Here is a 17290-nt window from a genome sequence, read left to right on the forward strand (position 1 = left end):
ATGGGGAGCGCAGGGGACAGAAAAGGCCTGTAGAAGCGGAGCACGCACTACCACCCATATATAGCACTCTTTGAAAGCTGCGTGAAAATAATTAGAGTCGCGCGTGTATAAAAGAGTTGCACCCGGTAACACTTGTTACTGAGGTGATCAAGATGAATGAACAAAACAACAAAAAAACAGTCCAAGAAGAAACTCCTAAAACAACGCAAGGAGTACCGGCCGCTCAGCCCTCTTCATGGAGAAAAGCAATGTCCAAACGTTGGGTTTTCCCGGCAGTCTACATCGCAGCAGCAGGCATTATACTAACTCTAGTGTGGGTCTATCAGGGAACAGGCGGTAAAGCTCTGAACCCGGACTCTGCTAAAGAAGCAGTAGAAACAGGCGCAGCGAATACTGAAGGAACAACGACGGGTGGAGATCAGGAAAGTGTGGAAGTTGTTGCAAAGTCGGAAAACTTCGTGTGGCCCGTAGCATCTCCGTCCGAGATTTCGGTCGTGAAACCATTCTATGACAACGAAGCTTCAAGCGAAGAGCATGAGGCGGCAATGGTGCAGTACAATGACACATTTATTCCGAATACGGGTGTAGATCTGGCGCGGGGTGACAACAAATCGTTTGAAGTCAAAGCAGCACTCAGCGGAAAAGTTACACGTGTTGAGCAAAACCCGCTCACAGGTCAAGTGGTGGAAATTACCCACGGCGACAACCTGAAAACTGTATACCAAAGCCTTGCTGACGTCAAAGTAAAACAGGACGATGAAGTGAAGCAAGGGGATGCCATTGCATCTGCTGGTGTAAGTGAACTGGGTAAAAACTTGGGGAACCACCTTCACTTTGAAGTTTATGAAGATGGTCAGCCCGTGAACCCGCAAGGATATCTTCCGGAAAAATAAAATGATTTTTACCGCACTAGCATGATGGGCAGGGGTGAATAACCTCTGCTCTTTTTATGCTTTTCAGAAAATAATGGGACCATCGAAGCTTGTCACTCCTCTAAACCGCGAATATATAGGCATGCTCCTCATATAATGTACCAAACTATCCACACAGTAGGGAGGCGGGAGCGTGCACGATTACATCAAGGAACGGACCATCAAAATTGGTCGCTGCATTGTTGAGACGAGAAATACGGTCCGTACCATTGCCAAAGAATTCGGCGTGTCAAAGAGTACTGTGCATAAGGATCTGACGGAGCGTCTGCCGGAAATCAACCCTGATCTTGCTGACCAGGTCAAACACATTTTGGAATACCATAAGTCGATCCGTCATTTGCGGGGCGGTGAAGCGACCAAAATCAAGTACAAAAAAACGAGTGGAAAAAAACGTGAGGTGCTGGCTTCCGCCAAATCATAAGCAAGTTCTTCAAGAACTAGGCCAAAAAGCTCACAGCATGGATTGAATCCCTCCCCTGAAGTATGATATGTTAAAAGCTGGTACAGGATCGAATTATGACATCTTATCAGCCCGATTTTTACATATATATGTTGCACTTTGTCGAACGAGCGGTGACGTGATAAGAGACACTTTTTCACAGGATACGCTGACCAAATACTATCACTTTGGGGGCTCTTTTATGTTTAGCAAGGATATCGGTATTGATCTTGGCACGGCAAACGTGCTTATTCACGTGAAAGGAAGCGGAGTTGTTCTCAATGAACCTTCTGTTGTGACCATTGAAAGCGATACGAAGCGGGTCCTTGCTGTCGGGGAAGAGGCGCGTCGTATGGTTGGGCGTACGCCGGGTAACATTGTTGCCATTAGACCGCTGCGCGATGGCGTTATTGCGGACTTCGAAATTACGGAAGCGATGCTTAGGCATTTTATTAATCGTGTAGGGGCAAGAAGCTGGTACAGTCATCCGCGAATTCTGATCTGTGCTCCTACAAATATCACTTCCGTAGAGCAGAAGGCTATTCGTGAAGCTGCGGAGCGCAGCGGTGCCAAAGAAGTATTTTTGGAAGAAGAGCCGAAAGCGGCAGCGATCGGTGCGGGTATGGATATTTTCCAGCCGAGCGGCAATATGGTCGTGGATATCGGCGGCGGAACGACTAACGTTGCAGTCCTGTCTATGGGCGACGTAGTCACCGCCTCTTCTATTAAAGTTGCAGGGGACAAGTTCGATGAAGCGATAACCAAGTATATCAAAGCCAAGTATAAGCTCATGATCGGTGAACGCACAGCGGAAGATATTAAAATCGCGATTGGTTCCGTGAATCCGGCCGGACATCAAGCGGAGATGGACATTCGCGGCCGTGATATGGTAACCGGTCTGCCAGTTACAGTCACGGTGTCAGGTAGGGAAGTGCAGGAAGCGCTATGGGATTCCGTGCAATCCATTATCGTTGCAGCCAAATCGGTATTGGAACGTACACCGCCTGAACTGTCTGCGGACATTATTGATCGTGGTGTCGTTTTGACAGGCGGAGGTGCATTGTTAAATGGATTGGATGAACTGTTGTCCAATGAATTGCATGTTCCGGTATGGGTTGCAGAGGATCCGATGCACTGCGTGGTTAAGGGGACAGGCATTATGCTGAATAATTTGGATCAAGTGGTTAAGAAAAAGTTCTAGTCTGCCGATATAAAAAGCAACAGGTTCACCGCTGAGGTGAACAGAACGGACAAACAGCCACCTGTTATGCAGGGACAAGCGTTTGAGGAGAGGGGTTCATTCATGTTAAGAGGTCTGTACACTGCTGCTGCGGGAATGATCACAGAGCAACGCCGCCATGACACAGCTACACAAAATATCGTAAATATGAACACAACGGGATATAAACAGGTGAACAGTGTAAATCGCTCTTTCCCGGAAATGCTCATTACTTTAACGAGCGGGGATGCCAATCTTCCAACAAAGCGGCTGGGCAGACTGAACTCGGGCGTATTCGCCGAGGAAAGTTTATCCATGAATGTTCAAGGCGCTCTCATGGAAACAAAGCGAAATAGTGATTTTGCAGTCTCTTCCAATATAAATGTGGATGATCCACAAACATTTGAGCCTATTCCGTTTGATGCTTCTGGCAAATTTGTAGGGGCAGATGGGACGGTAATATACAAGCCACAAGCCTATTTTACGGTTCGTGATGCAGGTGGTAATACGCGTTATACACGTGATGGTCATTTTGAAGTGAATGGAACCGGACAGCTTCTCACTTCTACCGGTTCTCAGGTAATGGATATGGACGGGCAACCCATTGTATTGACAGGTTCTGTGGAGCAATTTAAAGTGGATGAGGCAGGCCGCCTTGTTAATGCGGTTACAGGTGCACCAACCGACGTTAGGCTTGGAATCAGCATTATTGACCAGCCGAATCAGCTAGTTCGTCAAGGAGACGGTAATTATAGTCTGAATGAAGAGAATGGAGCAACTGCACGTATGATGGGTGCTGCGGATGTTGTCCAGATTCATCAAGGTTATCTGGAAGGATCGAATGTGGATGCCTCACAGGCTACCGTTGACATGAATGCTGCATTTCGTGCCTATGAAGCGAATCAGAAGGTCATTCAGTTCTATGATCGTAGTTTGGACAAAGCCGTTAATGAAGTTGGTCGTGTCTAGCGCTAACCGTCACCATATAACCGCGTAGTAATGGGCAATAGGCCCTTTGCAAAGAGAGGCAGGGAGGTAAAACCACCGCATGAATAATTCCATGATTAGTGCCAAGGTCTCTATGACAGCGATCCAGCAACGGCTGGATGTCATTTCCGATAATATTGCCAACGTAAATACGGCAGGCTATAAAAGTAAACAGGCAAGTTTTGAAGATGTATTGACCCGTACACAGCAGCAAGATGATAAGTACAAGCAGGATGGACGTTCGACACCGATGGGGTACAACCTTGGTTTTGGAGCACGTCTGGTCAATCTCACCAGAGATATGTCTCAAGGCAGCATGATGGAGACAGGCAACCCTACAGACCTCGCTATTGAGGGGAATGCGTTGTTTGCTGTTCAGTCGAATGGTCAGAAAGTATGGACACGGCAAGGAGCATTTCATTTTGTACCGGATATGCGACCGAAGGCAAATCCCAATGATCCTGACCTGATGGTGCTCGTCAATGGCGATGGCCATTTGGCTCTGAATCGTCGGGGAGAGCCCATTACTGCTCCGAAAGACAGCACAGTTGCTTTTGATGAGAAAGGTAATTTGCTGGTGCGTCAGGGCAACGGCAACGCCGTAATTAGAGGACAGCTGCAGATGGTGGATATCGAGCGTCCTGAAGGATTGGTTCAGTTAGGGGAGAATTTGTTCGGGCTAAATGCTGGGATAACCGAGGACGATGTGTTTGGAGCGAATGCAGCAACACGTGAGTCACAGGCATCGATACGTACAGGCTTTCTTGAGCAGTCCAATGTGGATATGACGCAGGAGATGGCGCTGCTCATGCAGGGTCAGCGGACATATCAACTGGCGGCGCGGGCGCTTACATCCAGTGATTCTATGGCGGGTCTTGCCAATAATATGAGAGCATAAAGGTGAATGGGATGACAGAAACACAGCAGCAGAACAGCAAGCCGGAGCAGAAGGAAGTCAAGAAGAAAAAGAAGAGTTGGTGGCGCATCGCAAGATGGTTTCTGATTCCGATTTTGCTTATTCTTGCCCTCGCTGGCGGAATGGTCGCTGGATATGTGGTACTGGGCAAACAGGATATCGGTTCCGTATGGCAATGGAGTACCTGGAAGCATGTCTATGATCTGGTATTTGCTCCATAAGATAACGAGTTCAGCGAAAACTCCTGCGCAGGCAGGAGTTTTCTTTTTGGTGTTGAAAACAGTATAATGATGGATGACGTTTAACGTCAGAAGAGGCCTCCCCTGCGAAAGACATGCTTGTCATCGCGAAGAGAGACCCCTTATCTCAACCTTCACTACTGCAGTCATGAAGGATATTACTAGTGTTAACCCTAAATCAACATTTCATACTACATTAAAAATGAAACTCATTTATATGAGGATTCGACTTAATCATGCTCGTTTAATGGTTTCCGCACTACAGTAAGTGGAGGGAAGAGAATCGTTCAAAAGAAGCAAAGCGCTCGCGTTTGTCACAGAATTTTACCCATTATAATGGGATCAAAAAAATTCAGGGACAATGGCGATCATAGAACGATCTCTTTCCGAAACGACGCTATTGCGCCGGCATTATGGCATGATGGAGAGCCTTCGTATAAACACCCCGAGAGGAGATTATATTGTGCTTGATATCAAACAAATTCAATCGATTATCCCGCATCGCCCGCCGTTCCTGTTGGTGGACAGAATTTTGGAGATGGAGGACGGCAAGCGTGCGGTTGGTCTGAAAAACGTAACGATTAATGAACCATTTTTCATTGGTCATTTTCCGGAATATCCTGTAATGCCGGGTGTATTGATCACCGAAGCATTAGCTCAGGTTGGTGCAGCAGCTATGCTTAATCTGGAAGCGAACAAAGGCAAAATCGGTTTCCTAGCGGGACTGGACAATTTCCGATTCCGTGGACAAGTTGTGCCTGGAGATACGTTGATTCTGGAAGTGGAGATCACACGTCTGAAAGGTTCGATTGGCAAAGGCAAAGCAACGGCTCGCGTAGAAGACAAAATTGTTGCTGAAGGCGAAATCATGTTTGCACTGTCAGACCCAAACTGATTACATACTGCGAATCGTGAACAGCTACGTGCATCAATAGAATTTTATATAGACGGAAGGGGCTTATTGGATATGGAACAGTTAAGCGCAGCAGCAGCCGAGACGTTGCAGCAATGGTTGGAGGATGCTTCCATTGATGAAGCAACCAAACAAGAGCTCCGTGATCTGAAGGATCAACCCAAAGAGCTGGAGGAGCGCTTCTACAGAAACTTGGAGTTTGGTACAGGTGGATTGCGCGGTGTCATTGGTGCCGGCAGTAATCGGATGAACAAATATACGGTTGGCCGTGCGACTCAAGGCTTTGCCCGGTATTTGCTGGAACAACATGGGGACAAGGAAGGTAAACCTTCTGTTGTCATCGCTCATGACTCCCGTCATTTCTCACCTGAATTCTCACTGGATGCAGCGCTCGTACTGGCGGCAAATGGCATCGTAGCCAAGCTGTATCCATCCTTGCGTTCTACACCGCAACTGTCCTTCAGTGTGCGCCATCTGCAAGCTACAGGTGGTATCGTAGTAACGGCGAGTCATAATCCACCAGAGTACAACGGATACAAAGTGTACAATCATGAAGGCGGACAACTGGTTCCGCATGAAGCGGAGCAAGTCATTCAATACATTCAAGAGGTTCCTTCTCTGGCGGATGTGAAAAAGCTGACGCGCGAAGAAGCCGAGGCACAAGGTTTGCTGGTTTGGCTTGGTGAAGAAGATGATCAGGCATTCGTAGACACTGTGGCAAGCCGCAGTCTAAGCCGTGAACTGATTCAATCCGGCATCGGCCGTGATTTCAAAATCGTATATACACCGCTGCACGGTACAGGTAACCTTCCGGTTCGCCGCGTACTGGAGCAGATCGGATTCGAGCAGTTGTATATTGTTGCTGAACAAGAGCAGCCGGATGCTGAATTTTCCACAGTGAAGTCCCCTAACCCGGAAGAACGCGAAGCGTTCACACTGGCAATGAAGCTGGGTGAATCCGTAGGCGCAGACATTCTGATCGGTACAGATCCGGATGCAGACCGTATGGGAGCTGTCGTGAAAGACAAGGATGGCAAATATTTCGTCTTGTCTGGTAACCAATCGGGTGCCATTATGGTACACTACCTGCTCAGTCGTCTTCAGGAGACAGGCACGCTGCCAAGCAACGGTGCGGTAATCAAAACAATTGTAACAAGTGAGATGGGTGCCGTTATTGCTCAGCATTACGGTGCAGAAGTGATGAACACCCTGACAGGCTTTAAATATATCGGTGAAAAAATGAACCAGTTCGAAGCCACCGGAAGTCATACCTTCCTCTTCGGATATGAAGAGAGTTATGGCTACCTCTCCGGCAACTATGCCCGTGACAAGGACGCTGTCCTTGCCTCGATGTTGATTGCCGAAGCGGCTGCCTATTATAAGAGCCAAGGCAAAACGCTCTACGATGTATTGCAGGAGCTGTACAACCAGTTCGGATTCTTCCTGGAGAAACTGGAGTCCCGCACACTGAAAGGCAAAGACGGTGTAGCACAGATTCAGGCGAAAATGACCGACTGGCGTTCTAATCCGCCGAAGGAAGTTGCCGGCATTGCTGTGCAAGATGTGCTGGATTATTCTCTGGGGCTGGACGGGCTGCCGAAGGAGAACGTGCTGAAGTTTATTTTGGCAGACGGTTCATGGTTTTGCTTGCGTCCTTCCGGTACAGAGCCGAAGATCAAAGTATACTTTGCTGTACGCGGTGAGAGTTTGGACGATGCAGAGAGCCGGATCGAACGTCTGGTTTCAGAAGTTATGTCGCGTGTAGACGCACAATAAAACTAATGGTACTGTAAGAAAAGATGCAGAAGGCCTCTCCGCACCGTAAGGTTGGTTGGCGGAGGGGTTTTTCTTTGAAATAAAATGGATAGTGTGCTGGCATATTAGAGAGCGTGTTAACACATGCTGAACGTAAGGATTATAAGAGCAGAACGGGCATTTGGCTCCAACAACTGAGGAGGTACACGCAGTGCGTCAAAAATGGCTTTATTGGAATAACGCTTCCCGGAAGTGGTTGTGGCTCATCGTTATTATTGGTTTGGTAGCATCCATTCCGGTCATCAGTGATCGAGTGCAGACTGAATCTTCTGCGAACAAAGTAGAACTGGTCTTCAATTATAGAGGACTGCTGGATATTTCCGCCTATCAGGCTCATCCGCAAGATTTCATGGATCAACAAATGACACGGCTGAAAGATGCTGGTGTAACAACGATGGCTGTGTTCGAGAGTACGCTGGACGAGCTCAAGAAAACACGCCGTTTAATGGTTTACTCAGGTCAGGATCTCGCAAACATGACCAAAGAAATCATTCCTTCCAATGCGAACTATACTTATGTGTTGTTTACATCTGAAGAGAATGCGCGGACCTATACCCCTATTATTGAACAAACGTTCGCTGAACGTCAGATCCCGGTTGAACCTTGGGAGTATGAAGGTCGCAGCGGCTTAATATTGCAGACACCGCCGGAGAATGCCAACATGCAGCCGATGCAGCCTGATCCGGTTGCGGTGAAAATGCTGAGTGATAAAGGTTTTCATATTTTACCCCGTATCTCCGACAACGTACCTTACAACCAGCAAGCCATGGAGCGTCTGCTTACCTTCTTCGAAGAGAATGGCGTGAAACGTATCCTGTTTGATGGGGATGCAGTGAAAGGGTACAATGATAATGCAGAGATGAAAAGTCTGGAGCAATTTGCTCAGCTACTAAATAAGCATCACATTGGTCTGGCAGCGATTGAAAATCTGAAGAAACCACAGGCCGGATTCCAGACGCTGGCTTATAAAATTGATTACAATGTAACTCGTCTCTATTCGCTTAGCGATGCGGATGCAAACCTAAAGGAAGATACGATTGCGGATCGCTTTGTATTGGCAGCGAAGGATCGTAACATTCGCATGATCTATATGAACGCCGCACCAAGCCGGAATACGGCCAAAGCGGAAATCACCGATCCGATTGAAAATCTGATCAAAAGTCTGGGCGAGCCCGGACATGCCGTTGAACGTATGGCTAAACATGGCTTTGAGCTTGGACAAGCCGAAGCATTCACGGTAAAAGATTCGTCCATTCAACGTTATGCGAAGCTGATCGCGCTCATTGGAGCAATCGCATTGATTACACTGATGGTTTCTTATTTTGCACCTGTATTTACAATTGCTGTGTTCCTCCTTGGATTGGTGGGAAGTGCTGGTCTGTTCTTATTGAAACCAACACTGCTTGAGCAAGGGATTGCCTTGTTGGCAGCCATTGCAGCCCCGACCATTGCGATGGTACTGGCTGTTCGTACAGTGAATGCAACACAACTGCGTCAACCGGATGCCCCTGCGGGTCGTCGTTTGGCACAGACTATCGTTTTATATGTAAGGACATCGGTTATTTCATTCGTAGCTGTACCTTTTGTAATTGCATTATTGAACAGCATCACATATAGCTTGGTTATTAACCAGTTCCGTGGAGTCAGTCTGCTGCACTTTGCGCCGCTTGGTCTGGTTGCGATCTACATTGTGTTCTATCGCGGCTCCGGTTCGATTTCTGTGAAACAAGTTAAGGATCTGCTGCGTATGCCGATTAACATCATTATGGTTATATTGGCACTTGTCGCTGCCGTTGTTGGATATTATTATTTGAGCCGTACAGGCAACTCCGGCTCGGTTACACCATTTGAGATGTTCCTACGTGTAACGTTGGAAGATACGTTCGGTGTACGACCTAGATTCAAAGAATTCATGCTGGGACACCCACTATTTATCGTTGGCGTGTTCGCCGCTTTAAAATACCGTAAAGTCATCTTCGCGCTGATTATCGCCACGATGGGGCAGTTGTCCATGGTTGATACGTTTGCGCATATTCATACACCTGCTGTACTGTCACTGATTCGTGGTGTGATGGGTCTCGGACTTGGCTTGATCTTGGGTATCATCGCTGTGGGTGTGTGGCAAGTCGCGGAAGGATGTTGGAAAAAATGGTCACCACTTCTAAAAAGTTAGTCATCTCGGGATACTACGGATTCCACAATAGTGGAGATGAAGCCGTACTGAAATCCATTCTGACCGCATTGGAAGAAGAGAGTCAGCGGTCGAATGTTACCATTGAACCGATTGTGCTCTCGATCGACCCAGAGTGGACAACCTCCATGTATGGTGTTCGTGCTGTGCATCGGATGAAGCTGAAGGAAGTACGCCAGGCGCTGAAGGAAAGCGATGGTCTCATCAGCGGCGGTGGAAGTCTGCTGCAGGATGCAACGGGATTGAAGTCCATTCCCTATTACCTCGGTGTGATCAAGCTGGCTCAGTGGTTGAAAAAGCCTACATTTATCTATGCTCAGGGGATTGGCCCTGTTAACCGTAAAATCTTTAATCCGATGATCAAATCGGTATTCAAATCCTGTACCTATGTATCGGTACGAGACGAGCAATCCGCAGATTATCTGCGTGGTCTTGGACTAAAATGGAACCAGATTCATGTTGTGCCTGATCCGGTGATGGGGTTACCTTTGCCGGATACAGCTTCTATTGATCAACAACCCATTCATTCGCAAGCTACGGCAGATAAACATGCCGAGTTGCCAGTGGTTGGTGTGTCTGTTCGATTCTGGGAAGCGGACCGGAAGGAGCTTACAGCCATCGCTACTGGTTTGAAAAAACTGGCGGCGAAGAAGGCTGTACATCTGCGCTTTATGCCGTTCCACTTGCCTGATGATGTGCAAGCATCCCGTTTTATTATGGAACTGATCGGCGATGTGACCAGTAAAGGCAGCGAAGTTAGCATCACGGAGGATCTGACCGATCCTCAGCACATGCTGGAGGAAGTAAGCCGCTGTGATCTGATGATCGGTATGCGTCTGCATAGCCTGATCTACGCAGCATCGCAGTATGTCGTGCCCGTTGGCATTTCGTACGATCCCAAAATTGATCAGTTTCTGCTTCGACTGGAAAGTGAAGCCATCGGTAATACCAATTCACTTGATGGCGATAAGCTCGCTGACACCGTGGCTGGACTACTGGATCAGCGTTCACAGTGGCTGAAACAAAATGAAGATCGCATCACTGCATTGAAGCAGGAGGCCAGAGAGCCTGCAAAGCAAATTATTACCTATTTAGGCCGCAAAGGATGAGATAACAATGACTCAGACCGGAACGATTCCTACCGTTTGCATCTACGGTATCCCCTTTTCCAAACTGACAATGAAAGAAACAGTTAAGGTGCTCGAAGAAGCTGTGTTGTCCAAAAAGCCACATCAGGTTATCACCGCCAATCCGATTATGGTCATGGCTGCGCTGGAGGACCCGGCAATCATGACGGTGATGAAGGATGCAGAGATGATCGTTCCGGACGGAACAGGTGTGGTATGGGCTGCTAACTACTGCGACGATCCTGTAGCAGAGCGCGTGCCGGGTTTTGAACTTTTACATGAATTGCTGCGAGTTGGAGAAAACTATCGATGGGGCGTATACTTGCTCGGTTCTACTCCTGAGGTGATTCAAGAAACGGCAGTTCGGTTACAACAGCAGTATCCGGCTATTCGGATTGTGGGTTACCGCGATGGATTCTTCGGTTCGGCTGAGGATGAGCAGGTTGTAGCTACGATTCAGCAGGCTGCACCTGATCTGTTATTCGTGGCTCGCGGAGCGGATACCCAAGAACCCTGGATTCACAAATATAAGCATGCGCTGCAAGTTCCTGTCATGATGGGGGTTGGAGGCAGCTTTGATATCATCTCAGGTAAAATGAAACGCGCACCCAAGCTGTTCCAAAAGTTAAGGCTGGAATGGTTCTATCGTCTGTTGCGTGAACCTAGCCGGGCTGGACGTATGCTTGCGCTTCCGAAATTTGCCGTGAAAGTGATGCGGGACAAAGAAAACGTGACAAAAGTCCGTTAAAAACAGGCAATTACGAGATAAATGCTCGTTTTTGCTAGAAATTGAGGATAGCTTTTCGGATATGATCAGCGTATAATTCATTCCGGCACATACGTGTGTCACTCGATGAAAATATTTTTTTGTTGCACTAGTCACTACGGCTAAAGGAGCGGTTACACTTCATTACTACGATTGCAAGAGAACCATCCGATCGCCCTTATCCCCAAATTTCTATATATCCTTGTCAAGGATGAAATTCGGTGATAAATGCGAACGCTTCGCTTCTACAGGTTTTCCCTTGCACTCTTCGTATCGTGTAACTGATGCCTCAGAATCAACAATAGATTTTCATCAAAAGTGAAAAACAATGTTTCTTCATATATAGAAAAAAAAGAGATCAGGGGATTTATAATTTTTTGCAGGTATTATAATTGGGGGTCGAATGTTCAAATGGTAGCGATCTTTATCATTGGATTTCTGGTGTCGATGGGACTTGCTTTAGCTCTGACACCGCTGGTTAAAAAGTTCGCAGTCCGCATCGGTGCAATGGATACACCGAATGCGCGTAAAGTGCATACCCGGATTATGCCGCGTCTCGGCGGGTTGGGTATTTTCCTGGCATTTATCATTACGGTTGCGGCACTGTTGCCGTTTGTCTCTGCCTGGTTTACGACTCGGGATATGAGCTTTGTTAGTGCATTTCTGGTCGGTGGTTCCATCATTGTATTGATTGGTGCGCTGGATGACCGCTTCGAGCTGTCTGCCAAAGTGAAGTTGCTCGGACAGATCGTGGCTGCATCCGTCGTTGTATTTGGATTTAATATCCGTGTAGACTTCGTTAATATTCCGTTTCAGGATGCCTATTCTTCCCTCGAAACATGGGTATCCATCCCACTGACGATTCTTTGGATTGTTGGTGTGACGAATGCAATTAACCTGATTGACGGACTGGATGGTCTGGCTGCAGGTGTATCCGGTATTGCCATCGGAACCATCGCGGTGATGTCCTTCCTGATGGGCAATATGATGATTGCGCTGATGTGTCTGGTGCTGCTCGGCAGCATTATCGGATTCCTGTTCTTTAACTTCCATCCAGCGAAAATTTTCATGGGGGATACCGGTTCACTGTTTCTCGGTTTCTCTCTGGCGATGCTTTCGATGCTTGGATTCAAACAGATTGCAGTCGTGTCCTTCATTACACCGCTGATCATCATCGGTGTGCCGCTCTCGGATACATTGTTTGCGATTATTCGCCGTGCGGTACAACGGAAGCCGATCTTCTCACCGGATAAAGGTCACCTGCATCACTGCTTGCGTGAACTGGGATTCAGTCATCGTCAGACGGTGCTGATCATCTATGGTATTGCTGCATTCTTCGGTGTACTTGCGATTATTCAGTCCTCGGCAGCCATGTTTGAAGCCAACTGGGTAACCTTTGTGGTGATCTGTATTATGATGTTCTTCCTGCAAGTAGGTGCTGAAGTTATCGGACTTGTAAGTAAAACGAGAAGACCTGTGATCAACTTCCTGATGCGCATGCGTGTGAAGCTGAATCCACAGACTCGTTCGAAATCCTAAACAAACAAAATGGGTTATCTCCTGCTATTGTTCGATCCTATATTATATATCCTGGCCTTATCCGGAAATCGGATAAGGTTTTTTGTTTTTTCTGAGGTTTTTACTAAATATTTGGAACCTTTTTGCCGATACATAGAGGTAACTGACTTAAAAAGAGGAGAGATGATACGTAATGCAACAAAAGAAACGGCCGTTGGTCTGGATCATGTTGGTCACCATGGTGCTCTCATTGTTCCCACAAGGTCTATTCGGTGGGGCCGTTGCTTCGGCAGCTGACGCATTTTCCACATACTTCACGCCATCAGATCAGACAATTCGAGAAAGTTCCAGACTCTCACTTGTTTTTGATTCTACTCCAAATAAGGATAATTCGAATTTCCTAACCCGTGATAAGGTATATAAGAGCCCTACCTCAGCGCTGACAATTACAGGTACATTCGCCATGGTGAGTGGATCAAGTCTGAAGGTAAAAGTTGAACAGTTGAAATTAGTCGAACAAGGAACCCTTAAGACATGGACTCCAGACGAGACTCGTACTGTAACAACAGCTATTACGGATAGTGGAAGTAATCGATTTACAGCAAATGATGTAGCATTATTTTCAGGATTTAACAAGATTACGTTTATCGGAACACAGGGTAACAGCTCTGTAGAAAGCTCTGACAGTTTCTATGTGATGTATGATCCGGCTCCTTATATTGAGAACTTTGTACTGTATACAGATCGAACTGTTCCAGGCGGTGGTGTAAGCTACAACTTGAATGAAGGAACAGAGACGGTAGTGGATACAGAGCGCGTCGATTTCCAAGGTACGGTTAAAAACGCAACGCAGGTTTCGCTCTCGGTTAATGGTGCAGAACCTATTGATCCACCGGTTACTTCGGATGGAAGCTTCTTCGCATCACAGATTAAGTTGTTGCCGGGAAAAAACATTCTGAAGTTTAAAATTGAAGGTCAGCCTAACGGTATTGAAACAGAACGTATCGTATATTATTTTGATAAAACAAAACCATTTGTAGATCTTAAGGTGAAGATCGGGACTGAAACAAAATCCGTATTGAGCAGGGACGAAAAGACAACATTTACGGATCCGAATGAAACGACAGCAAAATTGTCTGGACAAGTATTGATTCCGTATGTTGAAGGCAGTGGTAAATTCGCTGATGAAGGTGTAGTAACCGTGCAAGGAGAAACCTACGCCGTTACTATTGGTGCTAATGATGAACAGCTGATTACAGGTCCTGACGGAAGATCTGTAAGATATCGTATGGTAACATTTACTTCTAATGATGTATACAACCTGACTGCAGGCAAGAATCAATCGCTTACTGTAAGGGTGGCTCAAGGCGCATTTAGTGCAGAATATACAACAAGCTACTTATACTCGCCAGGTTCACAAGATATCACTAACCTATACTATCTGCCTAACTTCAAACCAGGGTCTGCAATTACGTCCAAAGTACCGCTTAACGGAGCGACATTACAAGAGGACAAAATGTATATTCTCGTAGAATCCAGCAGCTCACTCAAGAAGATCCCATCGCCCGTTCTTAAAGGCGTTTATCTGCCTTCAGGGGGCAAGACGGTGGATATGACAAACTTTACGAATGTTGATGGCTTAACAGATAACCAGCAAGTGTATGAAATCAATGGTCTTGCAAGCGGTAAACAGCAGCTTCGCTTCTCCTTTGGCGATGATACAGAGCCTGAACTGGCTAAAATCGTGGAAGTTACCTATGCAACGATCAGTTCGATCTATGTTAGTAGCTTGCAGACAGGAGAAACCTATCCGTTTGACTCATCTTCAGGGAAGCAGTATGTCACTGTAGAAGGAGAACTGCTGGGCTTCAAAGATCTGGCTGATCTGAAAGCAGAAATGATCGTGAATGGTCAATTGACTGCAACGACTGTTGCAACTTCGGTGACGGGGCCAAGTCTAGATGTTGATCCTCCAACGCCTATTCCTGTAATCGAGTTTAAAAAAGAGCAAAAATTCAAATTCAGCTTGCCGATCAAACGGACTGGCCCAATATACTATGGTGAAAATACAATTGAAATTCGCGCCGTGGTTGATGATGCGGGTGGCAGACCCAAAACCATTACCAATGTTCTGAAAATTAATGTGGTAGATACGTACCATTCAACGATCTCCTCATTCATGCCGACGCGTATACCAACAAGTAGAGAACTCTTTGATAACACTACGGTAAGCAACTATACACAAGAGAAACTAAGCAGAATTTTTGCGGTGACTCCTGACTTTATTTTTAAAGATGGAAAATATGTGACGAGTGAAAAAGAGTTTGACCTGGTATTCAGAGGTGCCGGAGCTCAAAATGTTAATTTGAGCTTTGGATCCAATGTCATTTTCAGCAGCAAAACATTGACTGACACCAATGTATTGGACAGCAAGGATACGGGGGGGGCTGATTTTACAGGATCGGATTTCGCAGGTAATCAGGATGCATTCATTGGCCGGATTCGCGGATTGAAATTCGATGCACCCGGAACCCAAGTGTATACGCTTGAATTAATTAACAGTACGGGGGCACGCTCCACTCAAAGAATCGAAATTGTGCGTGAACCGACACCTTATCGCATTTTGGCTCCTCAGCCTACGGTGGGTGATCAGATCGTCGTTAACAAAAACTTTGTACGCTTCGATATTGAAGCAGAAGGTGCAACACAAGTTAAAATTGGTAAAGACACAGCTGAGAAACGCACAGACTTAAACAATCGTTTTGTGCTTGATTACGTAGATCTGAAGCCGGATAAAGAGAACAAGGTGAAGATTGAAATTACCCGTCCAGGCGGGAAAATTAATGATACAATCTCCATCTACTACACAAGTGCAGTAACGACAAATTCGGAGTACATGGCTCCGAAAGTAGCCAATAAATATACGGCATTTAATAAAAACCTGCAGTTGTCTTTCCCGAAAGGCACTGTACTACAGTCTCAGAACTCCATCGGTGTAACCAAGTTTTATCCAAACAACAAATTGTTGTTCGGTATTGCGGAACCGAAAAAAGGGATTGTAGAGAAGATTAATGATTATGGATACGACACCGAGATTGGTGGCGAGAACAAGCCGAAGATTGAAATACCGCTTGCGATCTCAGGTAATTTCGCTTCTACATTGGACACAGGTGACTTTTCCTTGATCTCGGATATTTACTGGGTTAACGGGGGCGTTGGCGAACAGGGGAACAAAAATGATACCAGTTACAAATCCGCAACGGATGGTATCACTCCTTACAGTATGGAAGGTATCTTCTCTACATTTGCTCCTGAGCGTATTCTTTCACCGTCTAATCGAGGAACACTGGTTTTGAAATATGATCCGTCCATTGTAGATGATGTTGGTTCTACGATTACCGTATTCCGCCTTTCTGATAAAACGAGAACGGGCACATGGACCCCTATTGGTGGTAAAGTGGATACCAAGCAACATACCATTACAGTTCCGTTTGATGAGTTTGGCTATTATAAAGTAATGAAACAGAGCAAAAGCTATGCTGATATTACGAACCATCCTTGGGCAAGAAACTATCTTAATGCGATGTACTCTAAAGGGCTGATGAAGCCGCTGAAGAGTAATTCATTCGGTGCGGATGATCGGATCACGCGCGGTGAATTCGCAACGTTGCTCGTTAAAGGCATGAATATTCCAATCACAACTCCAACACGTCAGACCTTCAGTGATGTAGGAAAAGGTACTGGGGCAGAGATTTGGAACTATGAAGCTATTGAAACCGCAGCGCGTGTAGGTATTATTACCGGACGTAGTGACGGCTTCTTCCAGCCGCAGTTGCCGATATCGAGAGAAGATGCGGCGGTAATGATTGCCCGTGCCATGAATGCTAAACTAGCTGCCAATGACGACAAGTTGTCACAGGCACTAGGGAAGTCTTTTATTGACTCTGGTTCAGTCGAGTATTATGCAAGACCGGCTATACAAGCTGTAACCAAGGCCAAAATTATGGATGGAAGTCCGGTTACAGTCGCTGGATCTAAGAAACCTCAGTTCCAATTCAATCCAAAAGGTAATATGACCCGGGCTGAAGCTGCTAAAATTGCTGTAGAGCTGCTGAAGAAAAGTACAGGTCTATTCCCTAAAACGTTGAGCTAATTTTTATTCCATACCGATATGATTCTGAAAGGACATGTCCCTTTTGTGAAGGGAACGTGTCCTTTTTATCACTGT

The 17290-nt window shown here is 46.4% G+C and carries 13 protein-coding genes; all 13 read left to right on the forward strand.

Going from position 1 to position 17290, the window contains the following annotated elements; genetic code table 11:
- Positions 1-152 precede the first annotated feature (152 nt).
- The 13 genes from AB4Z30_RS16670 to AB4Z30_RS16730 all read left to right on the forward strand — a co-directional run bounded on the left by AB4Z30_RS16670 (position 153) and on the right by AB4Z30_RS16730 (position 17215).
- Entirely contained in the window at positions 153-893 is a 741-nt protein-coding gene (locus tag AB4Z30_RS16670) for a peptidoglycan DD-metalloendopeptidase family protein (RefSeq protein ID WP_441928314.1), read from the forward strand.
- A gap of 172 nt (positions 894-1065) precedes the next feature.
- The gene (spoIIID, locus tag AB4Z30_RS16675; protein ID WP_024632710.1) at positions 1066-1353 is read left to right on the forward strand and encodes a sporulation transcriptional regulator SpoIIID; all 288 of its coding nucleotides are present in this window, start codon (positions 1066-1068) and stop codon (positions 1351-1353) included.
- Positions 1354-1573: 220 nt separating this feature from the next.
- Positions 1574-2572, forward strand: coding sequence for a rod shape-determining protein (locus tag AB4Z30_RS16680; RefSeq protein ID WP_441928317.1), 999 nt, complete (start codon positions 1574-1576; stop codon positions 2570-2572).
- Between the two features lie 102 nt (positions 2573-2674).
- On the forward strand, positions 2675-3559 hold the full coding sequence (locus tag AB4Z30_RS16685) for a flagellar hook-basal body protein (RefSeq protein WP_441928319.1): 885 nt from the start codon (positions 2675-2677) through the stop codon (positions 3557-3559).
- Positions 3560-3638: 79 nt separating this feature from the next.
- Positions 3639-4475 carry a flagellar hook-basal body protein gene (locus AB4Z30_RS16690; protein ID WP_441928321.1) on the forward strand — a complete coding sequence of 279 codons (837 nt, stop codon included), beginning with the start codon at positions 3639-3641 and terminating at the stop codon, positions 4473-4475.
- 11 nt (positions 4476-4486) lie between these two features.
- The gene (locus AB4Z30_RS16695) at positions 4487-4714 is read left to right on the forward strand and encodes a DNA-directed RNA polymerase subunit beta (protein WP_441928323.1); all 228 of its coding nucleotides are present in this window, start codon (positions 4487-4489) and stop codon (positions 4712-4714) included.
- Positions 4715-5195: 481 nt separating this feature from the next.
- On the forward strand, positions 5196-5627 hold the full coding sequence (gene fabZ, locus AB4Z30_RS16700) for a 3-hydroxyacyl-ACP dehydratase FabZ (protein WP_441928325.1): 432 nt from the start codon (positions 5196-5198) through the stop codon (positions 5625-5627).
- 72 nt (positions 5628-5699) lie between these two features.
- On the forward strand, positions 5700-7421 hold the full coding sequence (locus AB4Z30_RS16705) for a phospho-sugar mutase (RefSeq protein ID WP_441928327.1): 1722 nt from the start codon (positions 5700-5702) through the stop codon (positions 7419-7421).
- Between the two features lie 190 nt (positions 7422-7611).
- On the forward strand, positions 7612-9633 hold the full coding sequence (locus AB4Z30_RS16710) for a DUF5693 family protein (RefSeq protein ID WP_441928329.1): 2022 nt from the start codon (positions 7612-7614) through the stop codon (positions 9631-9633).
- Positions 9609-10760 (forward strand): polysaccharide pyruvyl transferase CsaB, encoded by a 1152-nt coding sequence (csaB, locus tag AB4Z30_RS16715; protein WP_441928331.1) that lies wholly within the window; start codon positions 9609-9611, stop codon positions 10758-10760. The genes AB4Z30_RS16710 and csaB overlap by 25 nt, the downstream gene beginning before the upstream one ends.
- A gap of 7 nt (positions 10761-10767) precedes the next feature.
- The gene (locus AB4Z30_RS16720; RefSeq protein ID WP_441928333.1) at positions 10768-11526 is read left to right on the forward strand and encodes a WecB/TagA/CpsF family glycosyltransferase; all 759 of its coding nucleotides are present in this window, start codon (positions 10768-10770) and stop codon (positions 11524-11526) included.
- A 429-nt stretch (positions 11527-11955) separates the two neighbouring features.
- The gene (locus tag AB4Z30_RS16725) at positions 11956-13083 is read left to right on the forward strand and encodes a glycosyltransferase family 4 protein (RefSeq protein ID WP_441928335.1); all 1128 of its coding nucleotides are present in this window, start codon (positions 11956-11958) and stop codon (positions 13081-13083) included.
- Positions 13084-13255: 172 nt separating this feature from the next.
- The gene (locus AB4Z30_RS16730; protein WP_441928337.1) at positions 13256-17215 is read left to right on the forward strand and encodes an S-layer homology domain-containing protein; all 3960 of its coding nucleotides are present in this window, start codon (positions 13256-13258) and stop codon (positions 17213-17215) included.
- Positions 17216-17290 lie beyond the last annotated feature (75 nt).

The organism is Paenibacillus sp. 2TAF8 (assembly GCF_052114825.1).
Taxonomy (GTDB): domain Bacteria; phylum Bacillota; class Bacilli; order Paenibacillales; family Paenibacillaceae; genus Paenibacillus.